At 61.0% G+C, this 18,044-nt stretch carries 16 protein-coding genes and 1 tRNA gene; 6 read left to right on the top strand and 11 right to left on the bottom strand.

Annotated features, from left to right (window positions below):
* Positions 1 to 41: 41 nt before the first annotated feature.
* The gene (locus O4G74_RS06155; protein ID WP_269401821.1) at positions 42 to 611 is read left to right on the top strand and encodes a PDZ domain-containing protein; all 570 of its coding nucleotides are present in this window, start codon (positions 42 to 44) and stop codon (positions 609 to 611) included.
* On the opposite strand, the gene O4G74_RS06160 is transcribed toward O4G74_RS06155, so the two are convergent.
* Together O4G74_RS06160 and O4G74_RS06165 are read right to left on the bottom strand one after the other, a co-directional pair.
* Positions 612 to 1,466, bottom strand: coding sequence for a DMT family transporter (locus tag O4G74_RS06160; protein WP_269401760.1), 855 nt, complete (start codon positions 1,464 to 1,466; stop codon positions 612 to 614).
* A 59-nt stretch (positions 1,467 to 1,525) separates the two neighbouring features.
* The gene (locus O4G74_RS06165; RefSeq protein ID WP_269401761.1) at positions 1,526 to 3,547 is read right to left on the bottom strand and encodes a S9 family peptidase; all 2,022 of its coding nucleotides are present in this window, start codon (positions 3,545 to 3,547) and stop codon (positions 1,526 to 1,528) included.
* Positions 3,548 to 3,728: 181 nt separating this feature from the next.
* Here O4G74_RS06165 and O4G74_RS06170 point away from each other — a divergent pair, with 181 nt between their 5' ends.
* Together O4G74_RS06170 and O4G74_RS06175 are read left to right on the top strand one after the other, a co-directional pair.
* Positions 3,729 to 4,295: a LemA family protein gene (locus O4G74_RS06170; RefSeq protein ID WP_269401762.1), complete on the top strand. Its 567-nt coding sequence runs from the start codon at positions 3,729 to 3,731 to the stop codon at positions 4,293 to 4,295.
* On the top strand, positions 4,295 to 5,995 hold the full coding sequence (locus O4G74_RS06175) for a DUF2207 domain-containing protein (RefSeq protein WP_269401822.1): 1,701 nt from the start codon (positions 4,295 to 4,297) through the stop codon (positions 5,993 to 5,995). The genes O4G74_RS06170 and O4G74_RS06175 overlap by 1 nt, the downstream gene beginning before the upstream one ends.
* A gap of 4 nt (positions 5,996 to 5,999) precedes the next feature.
* On the opposite strand, the gene O4G74_RS06180 is transcribed toward O4G74_RS06175, so the two are convergent.
* The 4 genes from O4G74_RS06180 to O4G74_RS06195 form a co-directional block, all read right to left on the bottom strand.
* A complete protein-coding gene (locus tag O4G74_RS06180) occupies positions 6,000 to 6,902 on the bottom strand; it encodes an alpha/beta fold hydrolase (RefSeq protein WP_269401763.1) in 903 nt (300 codons plus the stop codon).
* A gap of 190 nt (positions 6,903 to 7,092) precedes the next feature.
* On the bottom strand, positions 7,093 to 8,274 hold the full coding sequence (locus tag O4G74_RS06185) for a vWA domain-containing protein (protein WP_269401764.1): 1,182 nt from the start codon (positions 8,272 to 8,274) through the stop codon (positions 7,093 to 7,095).
* 96 nt (positions 8,275 to 8,370) lie between these two features.
* Positions 8,371 to 9,456 carry a hypothetical protein gene (locus O4G74_RS06190; protein WP_269401765.1) on the bottom strand — a complete coding sequence of 362 codons (1,086 nt, stop codon included), beginning with the start codon at positions 9,454 to 9,456 and terminating at the stop codon, positions 8,371 to 8,373.
* Positions 9,457 to 9,514: 58 nt separating this feature from the next.
* A complete protein-coding gene (locus tag O4G74_RS06195; protein ID WP_269401766.1) occupies positions 9,515 to 10,210 on the bottom strand; it encodes a hypothetical protein in 696 nt (231 codons plus the stop codon).
* A 111-nt stretch (positions 10,211 to 10,321) separates the two neighbouring features.
* Here O4G74_RS06195 and O4G74_RS06200 point away from each other — a divergent pair, with 111 nt between their 5' ends.
* Positions 10,322 to 10,810, top strand: a complete 489-nt coding sequence (locus tag O4G74_RS06200) for a hypothetical protein (protein ID WP_269401767.1) — start codon at positions 10,322 to 10,324, stop codon at positions 10,808 to 10,810.
* 83 nt (positions 10,811 to 10,893) lie between these two features.
* Here the strand turns inward: O4G74_RS06200 and O4G74_RS06205 are convergent.
* Together O4G74_RS06205 and O4G74_RS06210 are read right to left on the bottom strand one after the other, a co-directional pair.
* Positions 10,894 to 10,970, bottom strand: a tRNA-Arg gene (locus O4G74_RS06205).
* A gap of 62 nt (positions 10,971 to 11,032) precedes the next feature.
* Positions 11,033 to 12,013 (bottom strand): P1 family peptidase, encoded by a 981-nt coding sequence (locus O4G74_RS06210; protein WP_269401768.1) that lies wholly within the window; start codon positions 12,011 to 12,013, stop codon positions 11,033 to 11,035.
* Between the two features lie 213 nt (positions 12,014 to 12,226).
* Between O4G74_RS06210 and O4G74_RS06215 the strand changes: the two genes are divergently transcribed.
* Together O4G74_RS06215 and O4G74_RS06220 are read left to right on the top strand one after the other, a co-directional pair.
* Entirely contained in the window at positions 12,227 to 12,526 is a 300-nt protein-coding gene (locus O4G74_RS06215; protein ID WP_119378694.1) for a hypothetical protein, read from the top strand.
* A complete protein-coding gene (locus O4G74_RS06220; protein WP_269401769.1) occupies positions 12,526 to 14,304 on the top strand; it encodes a gamma-glutamyltransferase family protein in 1,779 nt (592 codons plus the stop codon). Before O4G74_RS06215 ends, O4G74_RS06220 begins: the two co-directional genes overlap by 1 nt.
* 1 nt (position 14,305) lies before the next feature.
* On the opposite strand, the gene O4G74_RS06225 is transcribed toward O4G74_RS06220, so the two are convergent.
* Genes O4G74_RS06225 through O4G74_RS06235 form a run of 3 tightly spaced genes read right to left on the bottom strand, consistent with a single transcriptional unit; the run spans position 14,306 to position 18,012 of the window.
* Positions 14,306 to 15,718 (bottom strand): sensor histidine kinase, encoded by a 1,413-nt coding sequence (locus O4G74_RS06225; protein ID WP_269401770.1) that lies wholly within the window; start codon positions 15,716 to 15,718, stop codon positions 14,306 to 14,308.
* A gap of 15 nt (positions 15,719 to 15,733) precedes the next feature.
* Positions 15,734 to 17,269, bottom strand: coding sequence for a dihydrolipoyl dehydrogenase family protein (locus tag O4G74_RS06230; protein WP_269401771.1), 1,536 nt, complete (start codon positions 17,267 to 17,269; stop codon positions 15,734 to 15,736).
* Positions 17,266 to 18,012, bottom strand: coding sequence for a TVP38/TMEM64 family protein (locus O4G74_RS06235; RefSeq protein ID WP_269401772.1), 747 nt, complete (start codon positions 18,010 to 18,012; stop codon positions 17,266 to 17,268). The genes O4G74_RS06230 and O4G74_RS06235 overlap by 4 nt, the downstream gene beginning before the upstream one ends.
* Between the last annotated feature and the right edge of the window lie 32 nt (positions 18,013 to 18,044).

Here is an 18,044-nt window from a genome sequence, read left to right on the forward strand (position 1 = left end):
AACTTCGTGGCAAGTTTGAGGGCATTTCGCTTGATGATTACATGCGCCGCCTCTGGCAAAAATTCGGAAAGAACGAGACGCCCTACACGCATGAAGACCTGAAGGTCACGCTGGCTGAGGTGACGGGAGACGAGGCCTTCGCGGGAGACTTTTTCGCGAACTATATCGAAACAGGCGCCTTGCCGGATTATGGCCCGCTCCTCGCGCAGGCAGGGCTTGAGCTTGGGCCTGCCAATCCCGGCAAGGCCTGGATCGGCGGTAGCTTCGAGGCGGATGGCCCCGTCGTGAAGATCGCGTCCAACACGGTGCGCCGCACGCCGCTCTATGAGGCCGGGCTGGACCGCGGGGATGAGATTGCCCGGATCGGTCGTTTTGACATCAACTCGACCGGGGACGTGGACACGGCGCTCTCACGCCATGAGCCTGGCGACACTGTTGACGTCGCTTACGTCTCCCGCACCGGGGACGGCACTGTCTCGGTCACCCTTGCTGAAGACCCGGCGCTCAAGGTCACCCGCAAGGAAGCGGGCGATGAAGAGCTGTCAGTCGCAGAGAAACGCTTCCGAGAGGACTGGCTGGGCGTCGAGAGGAACGAAGGAGACGCGGGTTGATCAGTTCGGTGATCGGCGGCGAGCAAAGCTCGCCAGCGCGACGCCGCCAAGGATGAGGCCGGTAGCGATCACAAAGCGCAAGGTCAGCGGCTCGCTCAGGAAAACCATGCCGCCAATGGCGGCGATGGCTGGCACGGTCAGTTGTGCGATGGCGGCAAGGCTGGCGCTAAGATCGCGCAACGCGGCGTACCAGATTGCATAGCCGAGCGCCGATGTGATCGCGCCAGATGCGAGGGCGTAGACGATGCCTTCGATGCTTGGCGCGGCTTCGCCGCTGAGAAGCAGTGCCGGGCCTGCAATCACGATGGCCAGCACGGAAGCGCGCGCGAAATTTCCCGCCGTCAGCACGGTCGGCTGGTCCGCGCCGCGTCCGCGCAGTGAATAGATGCCCCAGCCAATGCCTGCTGCGCCCATAAGCAGCGCGCCGATCAGGGGCGGGGCTTCAAGGCCGGGCAGGAGGAGCCAGACCAGCCCGCCAAGCGCCAGCGCCAGTCCTGCCCAGCGCGCGGCCGCCAGACGTTCGCCTTGCAGGATGCCCCAGCCGATCATGGTGATCTGGACGATGGCGAACAGGATGAGCGCGCCCGTCCCTGTCGCAAGCGTCAGATAGGCGAGGGAGAACGCCGCCGCGTAAAGAAGGAGAGCTGCCCCTGACGCCCAGCTGCCAGATGTGATTGCCCGCCGGGGCGAGACGATCAGCGCCAGCACAACCGCGCCTGAGACAAGGCGGATCAGCGTAAAGCTCCACGGCCCTGCCTCGCCGGTCGCCATGGCAAGGCGCGCCAGCACCGAGTTCGCGGCAAACGCCGTCATGGCGAGTGCCGTGACAAGAAAAAGGCGGAGCGGAAAGGCCATCACGCGCCCCGATGCCTGAAACCGGGACGCGTGACCAGAGCATTCAGCAAGGAAAGCGCTTACTCGGCGTCGGTATCTCCCATCAGCTGCTCTTCGAGGAATTCAGCCTGGCGGCGGAAATAGAAGAGCTGGTTCTTCAGCTTGCGCCAGCCATGGCCCTCATCCGGGATGCGGACATAGGGCGTCTCGATGCCATTCTCGCGCAGCGTTTTTACCATGATCTCTGTCTCGTAGATGTCGATACGCGGGTCTTGGACGCCGTGCGAATATAGCACTGGCACCTTGATCTGGTCGGCGAGGGTGACGGGCGAATTCTCAGTGTAATAGTCGACCCATTCCTGCTCGCGGATATCGCCATACTCGATCCGGTCGGATGCCTTTAGGCCGGGCGAAGCGACCTGAAGCGCGGTCACCCAGTTGCCGACACCGAACAGCGACGCGCCCGCATCGAATGCGTCCGGATAGAGCGCTAAAACAGCGTTCACCATATAGCCGCCATAGGAGCCGCCCACCACGGCCGCACGGCTCGTATCAACGCGGCCGTCTTCTTCCAGCGCGGCCAGCATATCGATCAGGTCGCGGACGCTGTCGCGGCGCTTCTTCTGGTCATCCAGCGTAACATAAGTCCGCCCGAAACCGGTGGAGCCGCGCACATTTGGTTCAAAGACGGCAAGGCCCCGGTCGAGATGGTATTGCACGACCGGGTCAAAGCTTGCGACCGACTGGCCGGTGGGCCCGCCATGCACGAAGAAAATGACCGGCGGCGGCCCATCCTCAGTACGTGAGCTTTCATCCGGCAGGTAGAGCAGGCCTTGAAGCTCCACGCCGTCGCGCGCCATCATGCGCACGCTTTCAGGGCGTATGAGGCGGTTCGGGTCGAGGCCAGCATAGTTGGAAGCAAAAACTCGGCTGTGTTCGCCTGTCTCCAGGTCCATCACATAGACATCGCCCGGCGTGCGCCAGCCGCTCGCCCGGATGGCGAGCGTCGAGCTCTCCATAGAACAGCTCGCCTGATACTGGCCTTCTGGCAGGAAGCTCAGATCGAGACTTGCGCTCTTTCCATTCTGATCGATGTGCAGCGTATCGAAGCCATCCACATTCTCGGTGTAAACCATGTACGAGCCGGCCTCACCGCATAGCTTGATCCCGCCGAGATCGTAATCTGCTTCCTTCACTACACTCATCTCACCCGAAGCGACGTCATAGCGGGTGATGGCTGAAAATTCGCTGTCCTCATTGGAGGCGAAATAGAAGCCCGACGAATCCGGCAGCCAGGCAAAACCGCCATTCGTATGATTGGCGCGCGGATCAGGCTTGGCGAGCGTCGTGATCTCGCGGCTTTCAATGTCGAGCAAGTAAAGATTGTCGGAATCCTCCCCCACCGTTTCGCTGACGATCAGCCTTGTGCCATCCGGCGAGATGTCATGCGCGAAAAAGCCGAACGTGCCTTCATAGAGGCGGGTGGTCTCTCCGGTGGAAAGGTCAGCGGTGTAGATGTCGAAGTCTTGGCCGTTGCGCTCGGTTGAGGCGAAGGCAATCCTCTCGCCATCGGCGCCAAAATCACCGAAGGAGCGGAAGCCGCCTTCGACTGCGGCAAGGACAAGGGCTTCGGATGAACCGTCGGCGGCGATGCGATAATAGGACTCCTGCTCATTGCCATCATTGTCGGCGCCATAGATCAGCGTCTCGCTATCCGGCGACCACGAGAAAAAAGTAATGCCATTGCCGAAGGTCAGCTGCTGTGGCTGGCCGCCGCTGACGGGCAGTCTCCAGAGTTGTGGCTGGCCCGTCACATCCCAGCGAAAGGCGAGCATTTCGCCATCCGGAGAGATGGAAACGCTGCCTGCGCCGCTCGCGAGCAGGTAGCGCGCAATATTGGCCGGGTCCTGCCCCGAAAGGCCGACATTCACCGCTTCATCCTCAGGCGTCATCGCCTCAAGCGACATGTCTGGGCCAGACTGGCCCCCATATGTAGCTTGCGAAGCTGGGTTTTCCGACCCCGCCTCGGCGTCCTGCGCAAAAGCAGGCGCAGCGAGCATGGTTGAGCCAAGAAGGGCGATCAGCGCGTTTTTCATGTCCATTCCTCTTGTCGGCTGCACTTTGGGTGCGCCTGCCATGCAGTGCTGTCAACCGAGCGGGAGGCTGAATGGCGAAGCCGTGCCTGCCTGCATCAATCGCAGGCGCGGCAGGCCAATAAAGGCCTTAACAGAGAGGCCGGTATGCCTGATAGTCGCCGCAGGCTTTGTAAGAAGAGGAGCCATCATGGCTGCGCTTTTCGTCCTGATCGGCGTTCTGGTCCTGCTCGTTGTGACCGCGATCATCCTCTACAACAATCTCGTGGCCAAGCGTCAGATGGTGAACAATGGCTGGGCTGATATCGACGTCCAGCTGAAGCGCCGCGCTGACTTGATCCCGTCGCTCGTTGCTACGGTTCGCGGCTATGCCAGCCATGAGCGCCAGCTGTTCGAAGAGGTGGTGGAAAAGCGCAATCAGGCCCGCGAGGCTGGGGATGATGCGGCGGCCCGGGGCGCTGCGGAAAGCGCGCTTTCGCGGCCGATTGGCAAACTGCTCGCGCTCGGCGAAGACTATCCAGAGCTCAAGGCCAGTGCCAATTTCAAGGATCTGCAGGACGACGTCTCCGATACCGAGAACAAGATCGAAATGGCGCGCCGCTTCTACAACGGGGCGGTGCGTGAATTGAACACCGCCGTCGAGACCTTCCCGGGTAGCCTTATTGCTGGCCCGTTCGGTTTCCATCAGGCCGCCTATTTCGAGATCGAGACCGCAGACAGGGCGCTGCCGGAGGTCGATTTCGGAGGCCAATCGTGATGATCCGCGTCCTGGCCCTTCTCGGTCTGCTTGTGGCGGCGGTTTTCCCGGCAGCCGCTGAAGAGGTCATCAACCGTTTTGATGTGGACATCGACGTTCAGCAGAATGGCGACATCATCGTCACAGAGGCGATAAATATCACGGCCGAGGGCGACCAGATCCAGCGCGGCATCTTCCGCGAACTCCCGCGCTATTTTGAGAACAATGGCGACCGGCTGCGCTACGATTATGATATCCTGTCGGTTGAGCGCGGCGGCGATGATGAGCCGTACGAGACGTCAACCGAGGGCAATGCCTATCGCATCCGCATCGGCGACCCGGACCGGCGTCTCAGCGTGGGTGAACATGTCTATGAGATCAGCTACCGCGTCAAAAACCAGGTCCGCTATTTCGACGATTATGACGAGCTGTACTGGAACGTCACGGGCAGCTATTGGGAATTCCCGATCCGCAAAGCGAGCGCGCGCATCTCGCTTCCTGAAGGTGGCAGCTACGTGGCGCAATCTGGCTATACCGGCGCGCAGGGTGCCGACGGCAGCGCCTACCGGTTTGAGCGCATGGGCAGTGACTATGTGTTTGAGACGACGGCGCCGCTGGCCCGGCGCGAAGGACTTACTGTTTCGCTCAGCATTGAAAAAGGCGTCATTGATCCGCCGTCTGCAGGCGACAAGCGCGCGCTCTGGTGGCAGCGGCATGGCTCACTCGCCGTTCTTCTGGCCTCGCTCATCGGGGTTTTCGTATTCCTCTACCGATCCTGGAACCGTGTCGGGCGGGATCCGGCGCGCGGTCCGGTCTTCGCGCTCTATGAGCCGCCTGCTGGATATTCACCTGCCGCCTGCCACCACATTTATCACCGCGGCTTCAACGATCATGACGCGCTCATCTCGACGTTGGTGAACCTTGGTATCAAGGGCAGGCTAGATATCGATGCTGAGGACAAGAAGAACACCGTGCTTACACCCAAGCCGACGTCTACGGCCCCGCGCCTGCCTGCCGAAGAGTGGACGCTGTACCGCAAGCTCTTTTCTGGCAGCGCACCCGTGACGCTCGGCAAGAGCTATGACAAGGGCTTCACCGCTGCCTATCAGGCCTTCCGCAAGAAGGTGTCAGAGAAGTTCGGCTCGGACTATTTCCGCTGGAATCTCGGCTACACGTTCGTGGCGATTGCGCTGTCTGCCATCGCCATCATATTTGCGATCGTTCACGCGACGAGCTGGAATAACTGGCTAACGGGCCTCGTCATTGCCATCGCGGCCATGAACGGGCTTTTCATGTATCTGATGCCTGCCGCCACCCAGAAGGGCGAAGATGTTCGCACCAAGATCAAGGGCTTCAGGCTTTACATGGAAACCGCAGAAAAGCTCCAGCTCAACGCGGCTGAAGTTGGCGGCGACCGCCCGCCGCCGATGACGAAGGACCGGTACGAAACCTTCCTGCCGTACGCCATCGCGCTCGGTGTGGAAAAACCCTGGACCAAGCATTTTGAGTCCGTCCTGCCGCAGGAAGCAGCTGACTATAATCCCGGCTGGAGCGCCGCTCATATGGGGCGCGGCTCTCTCGCCAGTCTCAACAAGGCGGTCACCGCGAATGTCGCAGCAGCGGTCGCGGCCTCCATGCCGCAAAGTTCGTCCTCATCGGGCTCTGGAGGCGGAGGCTTTTCCGGCGGCGGTGGCGGCGGCGGCGGTGGTGGCGGCTGGTAGGAGCCTAGCCCGGTTCATTCGCTTTCAGGAAGGGGACGATCTTGTCCAGTAGCGGCTGGACCATCGCCTTCGGCATGTCATGGCCCCACTTGTCGATGATTTCGAGCTTTGCGCCCGGCACCCGCTTGGCGATGTCTTCGCCGCAAGCTGGCAGGATGAGCGGGTCGATGGCGCCATGCAGGACCAGCGTCGGCACGCTGATCGTGGACAGGCGCTCATGCCAGCGCGGCTGGGCGAGGATCGCGGCATACTGACGGGCAACACCCATGGGCCGGTCTGAGCGGTTGAAGCTCGCGCGGGCGCTCTCTGCGGTTTCTTCATCGCTGTTGCGGACGCCGTCGGCAGACCCGATGACGCGGCGCGAAGCGACGGAGATTTCTGCCACCGCATCGGCGGTGCGCATTTCCGGCTGGGCCGTGAGCGCCTTCTGGGCCTCCGGGGTTGAGCGCGGCAGGGAAGGCTCGCCAGACGTCGTCATCACAGGGATGAGCGTGCGCACCTTTTCAGGGTGATTGAGCGCGATCAGCTGTACGATCATGCCTCCCATCGAATTGCCCATGACATCGGCCTTGTCCGCGCCCAGCGCGGTGATCAGCGCGGCCGCATCGGCGGCCATATCGTCGATAAGGTAAGGCACCTCCGTCGACATATCCTTGCCCTCGGAAAGCCCCTTGATGATGTCGCCCGGGGCGGGTGGGATCTTATTGGTGAACTCGGTCGAGAGGCCGATATCGCGATTGTCAAAGATAATAACGCGGCGCCCTGCAGCAGCCAGTCCTTCAAGATAGCTCTCCGGCCAGGAAATCATCTGCGTGGAAAAGCCCGAGACAAGCAGCAGCATCGGATCATCCGGGTTGCCGATCTCGCGATATTCGATCTCGATGCCATTGACCTTGATACGTGGCATGGGCGCGTCTCCTCACTGTTTCTTGTTTTATGAGATTTAGAAGGGTTGCCGTTAGGGCTGTAAAGGCGCTGCGAGCGCCGATGGTTCGACTTCGCTCACCAATCAGAATTTCGAAAAGATAAAAAAAGCCCGCATGGTGAGCGAAGTCGAACTATGCGGGCGATTTTGATTTACATCGGCGGACAATGAGCTACCGGCTCAGCTCCTTCATTGCGTCTTCGAGACCCTGCAGGGTCATCTCGAACATGCGGCCGGGGCCGATCAGCTCGTTAATCAGCTTGATGGAGCCGGTATAGTCCCATGCCCCGGCCTTGACCGGGTTCAGCCAGACAAAGTTCGGGAACTGCTCCACGAAACGCTGGATCCAGAGGCCGCCGGCCTCCTCGTTCCAGTGCTCGACCGAGCCGCCAGCATAGGTGATTTCGTAGGGGCTCATCGTGGCGTCGCCGACAACGATGACCTTGTAGTCGGATGGGTATTTGTGGAGCACGTCCCAGGTCGGGATACGCTCATTCATCCGGCGGCGATTATCCTTCCAGAGCCCCTCATAGATGCAATTGTGGAAGTAGTAGTAGTCGAGGTTCTTGATCTCTGAACGGGCTGCCGAAAACAGCTCTTCCATGACGCGGACATGCGGGTCCATGGAGCCGCCGACATCCATGAGCAGCAGGACCGAAACGGTATTGCGCTTTTCCGGGCGCATCTCGATATCGAGATAGCCCTGTTTGGCCGTTTTGCGGATCGTATTGTCGAGGTCGAGTTCTTCATTCGCGCCATCGCGCGCCCATTTGCGCAGGCGCTTCATCGCGATTTTGATATTGCGCGTGCCGATCTCGACGCTGTCGTCGTAATTCTTGAATTCGCGCTTGTCCCAGACCTTGACGGCGCGGCGGTGACGGGACTTTTCCTGCCCGATGCGGACGCCTTCCGGATTATAGCCATTGGCGCCAAAGGGCGAGGTGCCGCCCGTGCCGATCCATTTATTGCCGCCTTCATGGCGCTTCTTCTGCTCTTCGAGGCGCTCTTTCAGCGTCTCCATGAGTTTTTCAAAGCCGCCCATAGCCTCGATCTCGTCCATCTCCTCCTTGGTGAGGAATTTCTCCGACATCTTGCGCAGCCACTCTTCCGGCAGGTCCTGAACGTCGACGGCGTCCTGCATCGTGTCGAGGCCCTTGAAGACGTGGGAGAAGACGCGGTCGAACTTGTCGAGATTGCGCTCATCCTTCACGAGCGCGGCCCGAGAGAGATAGTAGAAGTCCTCGACCTCCATTTCGATCACGTCATTGTCCATCGCCTCGAGCAGGAGAAGATACTCCTTCAGCGTGACAGGAATCTTGGCGGAACGAAGTTCGTTGAAGAAGTTGAGGAACATGGGCGGCTATCTCTCCAGTCTCTTCAGAACACATTAGCGCGCGTCAGCCCTCTGTCCAAGGGCTGACGCGGCGCAACTGGATGATATGAGCGCGGACTACCAGCGAAGGTCGGCGCGTATCTCCGCTACGGCATCGTGGTCGTGCGCAGCATACCAGCTGATCTCGGCGCCGTTTTCGAGCGCGAGTACGGTCGTCCGGTTCTGCTCGGCTTCCTGGCTATCATGCCCAAATTCGCGGAACTTCAGGTGCTCATCGGCCTGGTCGTGCATCTCTTCGAGCAGAGCGCTTTCCAGCGGCAAGTAGAGTGTGCCGAGCTGTCCTGCCTTGGCCGCGTCCTGCAGGTCTGGCAGGCTCTTGCCTTCCGGTAGCCGCCCGTCGCCTACAGGCTCGTCGCTGAACGCCTCCTTGATGTGCTGTTCGACAGCGTCCGCACCACCAGCGTGATGCTGTACGAGATCGAAACGACCGGGTGCCATCACCTTGGCAAAGTGCCCGACAGTGCCTTCTTCGCCAATCAGATGCAGCGTCTCAGTCTGCGGGGGCAGGGCGTCATCGACGGCATTCGCGATCTCTTCGTAGAAGGCGCCGTCCGTCTTGTCCCGCTCCTCATCCTGGCCGGTGCCGAGGGCATGGTAGACGGAGCGGCCATCGCTGTTACGGGCCGACCCGCGCGAACCTGAATGGAAGAAGACATCATCCTGAACGTGGCGGCGCGCCTCAACTGACCGGTATTTCGGTGCGTCCAGACGATCGGTCATGTCCTTGACGTTGCCACCCTGGTAAAGGAACAGCCTCGGCTCATCCTTGGTCACGAACAGGACCCAATGCGTCTTGCGGCTTTGATAATCGGCCAGCAGCGGCAGGATGAAGGGATGCTCACCTACAGTGATCGAAGCGACCGGACGTGAATTGAGGTGGGCCATTCGGCGGTTCTGCTTGTCCTCGAAAAGCGCGATCCCGTTGGCGCGGAAGTCGGCGAGTTCAAAATTCTCGAGCCGTTCCTTGATGAAGGCCGCGTCCGGGGCATGCTTTTCAACCGCGTCGATGACATTCTTGCGCAGGATACGCCATTTCTCACCGCCCACTTCTACGGCAGGGCGTGGAACGTAGACGCTCGTCGTCTTGTCGGAAAAGTCGGCGAATGCTTGCCTGAAAGTGTCGAGGGATGTCTGTTCTGACATGGTCTTCTCCTTGCTTGTCTATTGGCAAAACAACGGACTTGCGAAGGCGGCGTTCCCGCTACCCCTCTGTATTGGCTGATTGCGGCAGCGTATCGGGCACCGGGCTCTCGGCGCCCGCCGAATAGGACATGCCGCCCCGCACGAGGAAGCGCGGCACCTGCCGTCCGCCCGATAACTCATCATATAGCAGATTGCCGGAGCCAAGGTTGAACCCGCCGCCGGGCAAGTCCACGAACCCCGTCTCGGCGGCATGGGCGAGGGTCGCGACGACAGAGTTGGAGTTCTGGAACAGGAAATTGTAGTTCAACCGCGCTTCATCAATGGCGCGCGCGAGCACGGCAATCTTGAGCCAGCGTTCCTGATCAAAGTCCCGTGCAATGACACCGACACGCTGCGTTCCGCGCGGTTGCCTCATCGGGGAATGCGGGCATTCCCCCCAACCCATGGGGCCGAGGACACGTAACTCGCCATCTTCGGGATAGGCGGTAATGACTTCTGGCCGGCGGCCCGCTTCGGCAACGTGCACGAGATGCGAATGCTCGCCAATGCGGGCGACGTCAAACTCGATCTTGACCAGCACGTTTTCGCCAAACACCAGCTGGAATGCCTCACCACCGCGCTCGGCAAGCAGGCGAAAGTCTTCCGCGCAGATGCCGTCGCGGTGCACGCGCTCACGAAGTTGCGCAATCAGCGCATCACTTTCAGGAAGGCCGTCCGGCCAGATATCTTCAAATGTCAGCAGGCATGTCGTCACGGTTCATTGAACGCGTAGGCCCACCGCGTGGTTGCCCACCTGCCTGCCTTGCGGAACGCTTCTCAATGCTTCCGCATTAAGATTGCCAGTGGCTGATGGAACTCAACTGACATGAAGCATCTCGCAGTAATTCTGACGACAGGGCTGATCATCCTTATCGGGATAGGTGCAAGATTCGCGATCGGGAACGTCTATAGCGAGGCTGAGGCGACCAATCTGATCCAGTCGCTGACGCAGACGGGTTTGTACCTCGGGTCAGCTATCGCGGGCGCATCTGCCACGACGCTCGCCCTCATGCTGACGCTGCTGGGGCTCACCAACCAGACGAAGACCGACTTCGATTCTGACGTTTACCGAAGTATTTCCCAGGTCGCCTGGCTATCAACGATCAGTCTCGTCGGCGCCGTCATCCTCCTCCTCATGCTGGTGCTTCCTGTCGGGGAGTTCGACCAGATGCCAGACGGCTGGTACCGCCTCATGTATGAAGTGGTCTTTGCGCTCACCGTGTTCGTGTGCGCATTACTTACAGCAACAGTCGTCAGGCTTTTCATGACCATTCGCCACGTCATCAGTCAGGTGACACCGGGTGACGAAGTCTAGCTTTGACTCATCAGGTCTGGCCGTAATGACAGGTGTTGACCGACGAAAAGTCGGGCTCTGGCAGCTAAGTTTTCGGAAGGAAATGGCACACCCGAGAGGATTCGAACCTCTGACCCCCAGATTCGTAGTCTGGTGCTCTATCCAGCTGAGCTACGGGTGCTCCGTTGAGAGGGCGGACACATAGCGGCGCCGCGCGCGCGATGCAAGCGCTTATGCTGCAGTCTACTGATCTGCCTCATACACGCCCCGTGCAATCGCCCTTGCGAGCGTGGATGCAGCCAGCTCTCCGATACGTGTCAGAGAGATGGGAGAGGGTTCTTCCAGCGGGATCCTGCCTGTCGACAGGACAAATAGCGCGTCGCCATCAAAGGGAGCGAACACTGGCCTGATTGCGCGCGAGAAGCCGGACAATGCCATCTGGGCAACCCGATGCGCCTGCGCCGGGGTGAGGGCGGCATCGGTTGCGATACAGGCAATTGTCGTATTCTGCCCGGGCTGCGGATTCATCTTCGCGTCGCCCCATTCTTCCGGGTCACCGTTATAGCTTTCGCCGGGGCGATGATTGCCGAACTCACCATTCTGCTCATACGGCCAGGCCCAGAAGCAGCTTGTGCCCGGCATGAAGACCGACCCGAAGCAGTTCACACCAGCAACTGCGCCAATGGTGATGCCATCGGCAGTGCGAAGCGATGCGGAGCCAAGTCCGCCTGCATGGGCGCCTGCATTGGCGCCAAGACCGCAGCCAACATTGCCGAGCGGGAAGGATTTCGCCCGGTTTTCGAAAGCTTCCTCGCCGAGCATGCGATAAGGCGGCTGCTCGCCCCACCCCTTATCTCCGCCATTGGCGAGGTCGTAGAGAATGGCCGCAGGAACAATGGGTGTCCTAGGCACGCCCGGAAGGTCTTTCAGCCCGTAGCCGCGTCCCATCGCGCCAAGCTTGGCGGTCACACCATCTGCAGATGCCAGACCATAGGCGCTGCCGCCTGACAGGACGACGGCATCCACCTGCTCAACCATTGTATCGGCGCGCAAGAGATCCGTCTCACGCGTACCGGGCCCGCCGCCTGCGACCGCACAAGCGGCCGTCGCGGGGTCATCTGCAACAATGACAGTTGTGCCGGTTAGCACATCCCTGTTTTCAGCATTGCCAACCTCGATGCCTGGAACGTCGGTGATGAGGTTTTTCGGGCCGGGCCGGGACATGGCAAGCTGCTCCAGGTTTTGCCCGTCCCGCGCTGGGACAGGAGTTTGCTTCAACCTGATACCTAAAGCTGGCAGACCACTGACACAACAAGCCAGCCACTCACTCGGCCCGCGGCACGAAACCTGCTTGCGACCGGGGCAGCCGGGTACAAAAGCTTCATTTGCGCCCGCCGCCCCAATGGGTAAGGTCTTAACATGTCAGGGGAGCAGGACATGAAATTCAAATTCGCCATCGCATTCACGGCCCTCGCAGCAGCTGGATTTTCGGCAGCCGCGCAGGAAGCCCAGACTTATCCGACGGAAGTCCCGAACCTCAGCCAGTGCATCGAGCGCGCAGGCGCCGATGGAGAGGCCACGCAGGAAGAGCTTGATAATTGCATCAATTCAAATCTGGGTGAAGTGCGCGCCGCGATGCCAGATGTGACTATGGATACGCCGGACGAAACGCCTTATCGGATGAATGATGCCATGACCGGTGAAACCGCTGAAGGGGACACCGAAGAGGAGTCCTGATGAAACCTTCCACCTTGCTCTGTCCAGCGTTTGTACTGGTCGCGCTTGCTGCGTGTCAGCCACAGTCTGGAACCAGCGTCCCTGACCGACCGACACTTGAAGAGACAGAGCAGGCGCCCGCGCCCAGGATCTGGGACAAGGGCGCCATGGTGGCGGCGGCGGATCCCCGCGCCGTAGAAGCGGGCCTCAAAATCCTGCGTGAAGGTGGCACGGCCATCGATGCCGCTATTGCCGTTCATGCTGTACTCGGTCTCGTCGAGCCGCAAAGCTCCGGCATCGGCGGCGGCGCCTTCATGGTCTATTACGACTATGACGATGATGCGCTCACCGTATTCGACGGGCGTGAAACCGCGCCTCAGGCCGCCGACGAAAACCTGTTCGTGATCGACGGCGAAGTGCTCGACTATGTGTCGGCCTGGCAGTCGGGCCGCTCGGCTGGCGTGCCCGGCATGATCGCGCTCTACAAAGCCGCGCATGAGGCCGAAGGCGAGGCAGACTGGGCTTCGCTCTTCCAGCCAGCCATCAATCTTGCGCGTGAGGGATTCGAGGTTTCCCCACGTCTTGCTGGCCTGCTCGCCAATGAGCGTTTGCGCGGCGCTGTGCGTCTCGATGAAGACGCCAATGCGAGCGCCTATTTCTTTCCGGAAGGTGAGCCACTGACCGTCGGAACGGTGCGCGACAACCCAGCCTATGCTGACCTGCTCCAGTCTTTAGCTGCGAGTGGTCCGTCGGCCTTCTATGAAGGTGACAATGCTCAAGCCATTGTAGATGTGCTTGGACAGGAGCCGCTTCCCGGTTCGATGACGCTGGACGACATATCTTCTTATGAGGTGAAGCTGCGCCCGGCCGTCTGCGGTGATCATGAAACAATGCGCATCTGCTCTGCGCCGCCGCCAAGCTCCGGCGCCGTTACCCAGAACATGATCTGGGGCCTTTATGAGCGGATCACTGAGGGCAGTAGCCCCGGCTATAGCGATGACAAGCTGGCCGCATGGGTCGACGCGCAGCGCCTCGCCTATGCAGATCGCGACCATTACGTCGCCGACGCCGACTATGCTCAGGTGCCAACGTCTGACCTGATCGATCCGCGCTATCTCGATGCCCGCGTCGGCGACGTCTATGCGCCGGATGAAAACCCGCAGCCGGGCGACCCGGGAGAGGTTCTCGGTCGCGGCTCCATTATCGATATGTGGGGCAGGGACCTCACCGATGAGACGCCTGGCACCACGCACATCTCCATCATCGACAAGCAGGGCAACGCGGTTTCGATGACCGCAACCGTCGAGTCTGCCTTTGGCAATTCGCGTATGGTGAATGGCTATCTGCTCAACAATGAGCTGACGGACTTCTCGCGCCAGCCGACGATCAACAGCCTGCCAGTGGCGAATGCGCCAGCCGCTGGCAAGCGCCCGCGTTCGTCCATGTCCCCGACCATGGTGTTCGACAAGGACGGCGACCTCTTCATGGTCACCGGGTCGCCGGGCGGCAATTCCATCGTGGCCTATGTCTCGAAGACCATCATTGGTGTGCTCGACTGGGGCCTCTCTGCGCAGGAAGCGATCAACCTTCCGAACGTGATCGCCCGCGGTCCATCGGTGGGCGTCGAGATTGATGTGGAGCGCGGACAGGACTGGGCCGATACGCTGTCGGCGGCAGGATACGCCGTTGAAGAGCGGACAGGCGAGAATTCCGGTCTTCACGTCATCATCGTGCGCGGCGACGTCCTGGACGGTGGGGCGGACCCGCGCCGCGAAGGCGTCGCCCTCGCGCTAGACTGAGCTATTTGGCAGGTGGGGCTGCGGGAAGGGTCAGCCTGAACCGTGTGCCCGCCTCAGTGGTTTCGACCAGAGACAGCTCCCCGCCCATGGCGCGGGCAAGGTCGCGCGAGAGCGAGAGGCCAAGCCCGGTTCCATCGCGCCTGGAAGATGCCGCAAACGGCTTGAACAAATTCTCCTGCGCGCGCTTTGGCAGGCCGGGGCCGGTATCTGCAAAATCGATATATGACGGATCGCCGGACACGGTGATTGTCCCTCCGGTTTCGTCCATGGCTTCGGCCGCATTGCGGATCAGATTCGCTGCGATTCGGTAGAGGTGATCCGGGTCGCCATAGCCGGTCATGCCGGCGCCGATCTCATTGGCGAAGCTAACCTGGTCGCTATCGCCAACCCCTTCCATGGCCGCTTCGCTCATTGTCTCGGCGAGCCTCACCATTTGCAGCCGCGCGACAGGCGTCGAGGAGCGTCCATAGCGCAGCGTATCGCTCGCAAGGCCAATGGCCCGCTCCAGCGCCCGCTCAAGGCGCGGAACCGCGCGTTGAACCCGTGGGTCGTCAGACGTGGAAAGGGCATCAGACGCAAGCTGCGCCGTTGCCAGCGTGTTGCGGAGGTCATGATTGATCTTCGCCACCGCTTCGCCAAGCTGGGCAAGTCGTTCGCGCTGGCGGAAACTGTCAGACACCGCCTCTTCCATGTCAGCCAGGGCGTTCTGCGCGCGGCCAATCTCATCGCGCCGTGAGGTCGGCCCCAGCCGCCTCGTCCAGCTACCCGGGTCCTGCCTGAACTGGATGACCGCCTGCGTCACCCGCTGGATCGGACGCACGACGAGCGCGATCAGCAGCAAATAGATCAGCATCGCGGCCGTGATCGAGACGATGAGGGACACGATCAGGATCCGCCCCGCATAGGCCGTCAGCCCCTGTTTCAGCGGCGCTTCCGGCAGGATGACCTCCAGGACGCGCCCCTCGCCAGAGCCCATGCCCCGGATAACCAGCATGCGCCCATCCGGTGCAGTCAGGGTTTCCAGCGTCTCTCCAATCTCGCCGAAATAGCTCTCGGCCATCATGTCGATTTCTTTCATCGGCCCTTCGAGCGGCATGGAAGGCGGCAGGATCTGCTCACGCATATCCTCGCTCAGCTCAGCCACGGCCAGGACCTCGGCGCGCCGCAACAAGTCGTTCGATAGCTCTTCGGACACCATGCGGCTCGGCGCGGCCTCCAGCGACAGCGCCGCGATCCGGGCCGCCTGCACGCGCTCATTCAACCAGCTTTCACGGTAGTTGGCGGCGCTCGGCAGGAAGATGATGAATTCGATCAGCAGGATGACGCCAATCGTAACCAGGAATAGCCGTACGCTCAGGCTGTCGAACAGCCCGCGGCGGTTTGCCCGCATCTCATCAGGATTACGTAACGGCACGCGCAGGCAAGTAAGCTAGGCGATGCGTTGAAGCAAGTTGACAAGAAGGCGCGCCGGCCGCCCGAACACCGCGCCGGAGAAATGCGCGCTCGCCGCACGCTTCACCACTTCTGTCCGTGTCGGGTAGGGCGAGATAAAATTGGTGAGCGACGTCAGCTTCATCCCGTTCGATATCGCATAGCCGACGAGCTGGATGATATCGCCCGCACCTTCACCAACAATCGATGCGCCGACCAGCTTGCCCTTATGGATGACGAGCTTGCATTCGCCCTTGGTCTTGCCCTCGGCAATGGCGCGGTCATTCTCCTCGAAGGCAAAGACGGACGTCTCGACCTTGTCGCCATATTCCTCACGCGCGGCGGCCTCGGTCATCCCGACCTGCGCGACCTCAGGCGAGGTATACGTCACCGCTGGCAGTGGCAGACTGTCAGCGCGCGAGCCCTGCTTAAAGAAAGCCCGGCGCACCAGCACCGACGCGTGCCAGCCGGCAAGGTGGGTGAACTGGCCAAACCCGGCGACATCGCCCAGCGCCCAGACCCGCTTGTTGGAAATCGAGCGCAGCTTTTGGCTCACCTTGATGCCGCGCTTGTCATAATCGACATCGCCTGCCTCCAGATCGAGACCGTCGAGCACGGGCTGGCGCCCCGCCGCGACAAGAAGGTGGCTGCCGCGCAGGATTTTCTTGCCGTCCGGCCCTTCAGCTTCCAGCACAATCGTGCCGTCGCTCTCGCTGACGCTGGCGGCCTCATAGCCCTCCAGCAGCGTCACGCCTTCATCCCGCAGCGTATCTGCCGCGACCTTGGCATGATCTTCATCGGACGAGGCAAGCACGCGGCCCATCTCAACGACCGTGACCTCAGACCCGAGGCGGCGGAAAGCCTGCGCCATTTCCATTCCAATAGGCCCGCCGCCAAGAATGATCAGGTGCAGCGGCAGCTTTTCGACATCGAAGATGGTCTCATTGGTGAGGTAGTTGACGGTCGCAAGGCCCGGCACGGGCGGAATGAAGGCACGGGAGCCTGTCGCGATGACGATGCGGCGCGCCTTAACCGTCACGCTGGGCGAATTGATCGTATTTGGACCTGAAAACTTGGCATGTTCGCGGATAACCGTAACACCGAGGCCCTCGAACCGCTCCTGGCTGTCGACGGGCGCAATCGTGTCGATGGCAGAGCGGATGTGTGCCTGCACCTTTTGCCAGTCCGTAACCGGCGTGCCTGTGACAACGCCATAGGCGACGCCTTCGCGCGCGGACGCGGCGTATTTCGCGGCAGAGATCAGTGCCTTTGACGGCACGCAGCCTGAATTGAGGCAGTCTCCGCCCATCTCACCTTTCTCGAACAGGACGACCTTCAGCCCGAGCATTGCTGCGCCCGCTGCCGCTGAGAGGCCGCCCGAGCCAGCCCCGATGATAACGAGGTCGGCCTTAAGGTTGCGGTGGGGCGCAGCGCCCACCGAATGGGGCGCAGGCTCGGTATTCACTTTGTCAGGATCCTGCTCGCCCGGGATCGGCGCGCGGACATTCTGCTTGGCGGTCGCGTCATCATTCATTGGGCAGCTTCCTCAATCTGGGCCGCCTTGCGACGGAAAATCTTCTTATAGGCCACTGGCAGTAGCGCCACGACGGCCAACGCTAGGAAAGCCGGCGCAAAATTGGCCACCGCATCCAGCAGCGAGTTGGTCTCACCCTGATCGAACGTCGCGCCAAGGCTCGCCCCGATCCACGTATATGCAATGACGCCGGGGACAATGCCGAGCGCCGTGGTCAGGACATAATCACGAAATTTCGCGCCCAGCAGGGCAGGGGCGACATTCGCAACAGGAAAGGGCACAAGCGGCAGGAGTCGCAGCGCAAACATGTAAGAGAGTGCGTCCTCCTGAAAGCCTTTCTCCATTCGCTTGACGAAGCCGCCCGCCTTTTCCTGCAGCGTCTTGCCGATCGATGTCTTTGCCGCGAGGAAAAGCGCGCTCGCGCCTAGCGTCGCACCGACGACTGTGGCGGCGCTCCCGCCGAACAGGCCGAAGAGCAGGCCGCCCGCAATCGTGATCCAGAGTGCGCCCGGCAACATGAATGCCGTCGCCAGCGCGTAGATCACAACATAGGCGGCTACGGCGAGCACGATGTTATCGTCAACAAAGGCCTGCATGCTCGCATTCTGGCGTTGCAGCGTCTCGATGGAGAGATAGTCGAACAGGCCGAACGCCCATGCGGCGATCAGGCCGGCGACAATCACATAGATCGGCCAGAGGCGGACCCAGATGGACGTCCCGGTCTTGGTGTTCTCTTCAGACATGGCAGTGGGCTTTCAGCTGGGTATCAAGGTGT

Source organism: Henriciella marina (genome assembly GCF_027213945.1).
Lineage (GTDB): Bacteria > Pseudomonadota > Alphaproteobacteria > Caulobacterales > Hyphomonadaceae > Henriciella > Henriciella marina_A.